4 protein-coding genes are annotated in these 2848 nt (G+C 58.5%); all 4 read right to left on the bottom strand.

Annotated elements, in window-relative coordinates; translation table 11 throughout:
• Positions 1-272: 272 nt before the first annotated feature.
• Positions 273-971, bottom strand: coding sequence for a hypothetical protein (locus tag AC1DYI_RS31575; RefSeq protein WP_477208063.1), 699 nt, complete (start codon positions 969-971; stop codon positions 273-275).
• 22 nt (positions 972-993) lie between these two features.
• Complete coding sequence (locus AC1DYI_RS31570; RefSeq protein WP_477208062.1) at positions 994-1545, bottom strand: hypothetical protein; 552 nt, start codon at positions 1543-1545, stop codon at positions 994-996.
• A 67-nt stretch (positions 1546-1612) separates the two neighbouring features.
• Positions 1613-2137, bottom strand: coding sequence for a GNAT family N-acetyltransferase (locus AC1DYI_RS31565; protein ID WP_477208061.1), 525 nt, complete (start codon positions 2135-2137; stop codon positions 1613-1615).
• Between the two features lie 67 nt (positions 2138-2204).
• A complete protein-coding gene (locus tag AC1DYI_RS31560; RefSeq protein WP_477208064.1) occupies positions 2205-2756 on the bottom strand; it encodes an NUDIX hydrolase in 552 nt (183 codons plus the stop codon).
• Positions 2757-2848: the final 92 nt, after the last annotated feature.

The following is a 2848-nucleotide window of genomic DNA, read 5'->3' as shown; positions in this document are numbered from 1 at the left end:
GTAGCGGTTCTCACCCCAAGCTCCGGCCGTGACCGCAGGCGCTGTTGAACCGCGACGTAGCGCCAAGGCTTCAATTTCTTGACCAACTTGGCAGGCGGAAGACCAAAGTGACCACTGACCGTGCGCTGGCCGCCGAAGGACGGACAGCCCACGCCGACGCTGAAGCGAGCACGCCCCTCCGATGAGCACAAGGCATCGAGACCGAGGCCTTGAGAGGCTGGCATTGGCAGATGTGACTTCAAACGAACTCGACCTTCAACCCGACTGTGGGCCTAACGTTCGACGTAAGGGGCGGCTTGCGGCTCGCCGCAAGACGTCCCCTTGACGGAGGGGTTAGGCTGCCGACACGAGTGGACCAGTTTGCCTTCCAGAATTTGTCGATTCGGAATAGCATCGAATCGAAAACCAATTTGCTGCTTATCTGCTTCGCTCGGGGTTGTAAGTACTGCCAAGACCCCCATTCCAAGGCCGACGCTAAGCCCTGCTGCCATTGGCGACGTACCGGCGGGAATGGTGCTTGTAGCAAGGAGGTCGGTCCTCGCTGCGGCTTCCTTCCCCGCGGCGGGTGCGCGCGAAGGATCGCCGGAAACCGCGACGGAACTCGGATACGTAAAGACGCGGGGCTTTTCCTCCTTTGACTTAGGCATCCAGAAGCCCCCATCCCAGGTGTAGTAGCGCATGCCGCCCATGGCGTTTGCCTGGGCCAGATGTACGCCCTTTGCCGGGCCTTTGAAATAGAGGCCTCTAGAGTCTTCTTGAACCGACGAGTAGACACCAGAAACCAAGGTTACGACACCACGGTCTCCATCCGTCTTGAATGTCAGATCCGATTGAAGTTCGACCACCTCGATCACTGCTGGAGCAGCCAGCGACTCCGGTTTGACGTATTCCGGTGTTACGCACCCAACCAGAAGAAGGGGAAGAAAACCGGAGGTGAAAGTGCTGCAATTCACAATGGTATGTGCAAACAAGGGAGACCAAGCAATGGGAAGCCTAACGTTCGACGTAAGGGGCGGATTGCGGCTTGCCGCAAGACGTCCCCTTGACGGAGGGGTTAGGGCGCTGGCGGAGGTATGGAGAGCGAAACGACTCAACAAACAGACCGCGACCCTGGACCTTTGCGATGGCACTGTGGCACCGTGAAGGAAGACCAAGGTACATATAGAAGTCGTAGCCAAAGTGAACATAGGCTCGCCCTGGAACAGCTAGCTTGCCCCAAGCGACCTCGCGCAACGCGAGGCGCGCAAACTCGACGCATTGGGGAATTGTTAGCGCTGCTTGCGGCTTGACGAATCTCGGCAGCTTACTACCGGAGTTGCACTCCAGGCTGCCTAGCTGAAGCACTTCGACCTTGGCTTCAGTGAGGAACATTCTGACAGCGAAGAGATACGCGGCTTCGACCTTGAGGTACTCGGACTCAGGCAGCGGCGCGCCCTCGAAGATGCGGCCAACATCAGAGCGTGAAGTCCATTCGCTCTTCTTGAATGTGCCGTCACGCGCTCTGAGCGACGGGTCGTATTTCGTAACGCGGTACTGGTGGCGCATTGAGTGAGCGCTCTAACGTTCGACGTAAGGGGCGGCCCGCCTGCGGGACGTCCCCTTGACGGAGGGGTTAGGCCGCAGGGCTCTCATTGGCAGCCGCCCTCCACATGTGGACCTTGGCTTTGTACCCGGAGGGCGTAAGAATCGCCATAGGCTCGACACCGAACGAGCGAAACCCCGCAGATTCGTAGAGCGCAATGGCAGGAGCATTGCCCTCGGTGACGGTGAGCGTGATAACCAAAACGCCAGAACATGCCCGGGCATGCTCGACGGCAGTGGACAACAGMTGGCAMCCAATGCCTTTGCCCCGCGAGGACTCCAAGACATACATGCCAATGATGTGAGCCTTGTGCTTGGTCTTGGGCTTGGAGGAGAACTCAACGGCAACCGTACCAACCAGCTGCTCGCCGACRAATGCGCCRAAGGCGACATTCTTGCCCTCAGGATCGGCGGCGCGSTTGGCCCACCAAGAGAGGGGCATCGCCGCCCGCTCTTCAGSGGTGGAAGTGAAGGCATCRGGMGCATGGGTGTAGCCRTGAAGCATGAGTTCGCGATATTGCGAAGCATGCTCRGYGGTAAGCRGAGTGAYTTTCATTGCGGCYTAACGTTCGASGTAAGGGGCGSCTTGCGCCTTGGCGCAAGACGTCCCCTTGACTGAGGGGTTAGGCATCMCCCCGCGCCCGAAGGAACTGTTGCACTCGATACAGYGATGCGACGTGCAGAGCCTGTGAAAACTCACCCCGCTGGATCGCGTCATTGATTTCTGATTGYGTGCTGAATGACCACGCGATCTCTTCGGATTCGTCCAACGCTTGCTCCCCCACGAGATCCAGGCCTTCGGCAACGAAGATGTGCACTGAATTCGTTTGGCGTGCCGGGTTTGCGTAAAGTTTKCCTACATAGGACCAGCGATTGGCCACGTGCCCAGTTTCTTCGAGAAGTTCTCGCTTGGCGGCGCATTCCGGATCTTCTCCAGGGTCAACTACTCCGCCTGGCAGTTCAGTACAGATGRCGTCAGCSCCGTACCTGTACTGACGAACGGTTAGGACTTCAGAGTTGKTGTTGATGGCATAGACRTGAACCCACTCTCTCTCGTGGACGACGTAGAMGGGCTCGATGACTTTGCCGRGCGCGATTTCGCAGCGATCCGCAGTTACGCGGAGCCATTTGTCATCGACGATGGGCGTTGAACCGAGACGGGACCAGCGGCGCATTGCTCTTGATGCYTAACGTTCGACGTAAGGGGCTGGCCGCAGGCCAGTCCCCTTGACGGAGGGGTTAGGCATCGGGTTGATTGACATACAAC

It is taken from the genome of Ideonella sp. P3_A4, from assembly GCF_056403075.1.
Note: the sequence above shows the minus strand (reverse complement) of the source record. Positions and strands in the feature narration are given on the sequence as shown.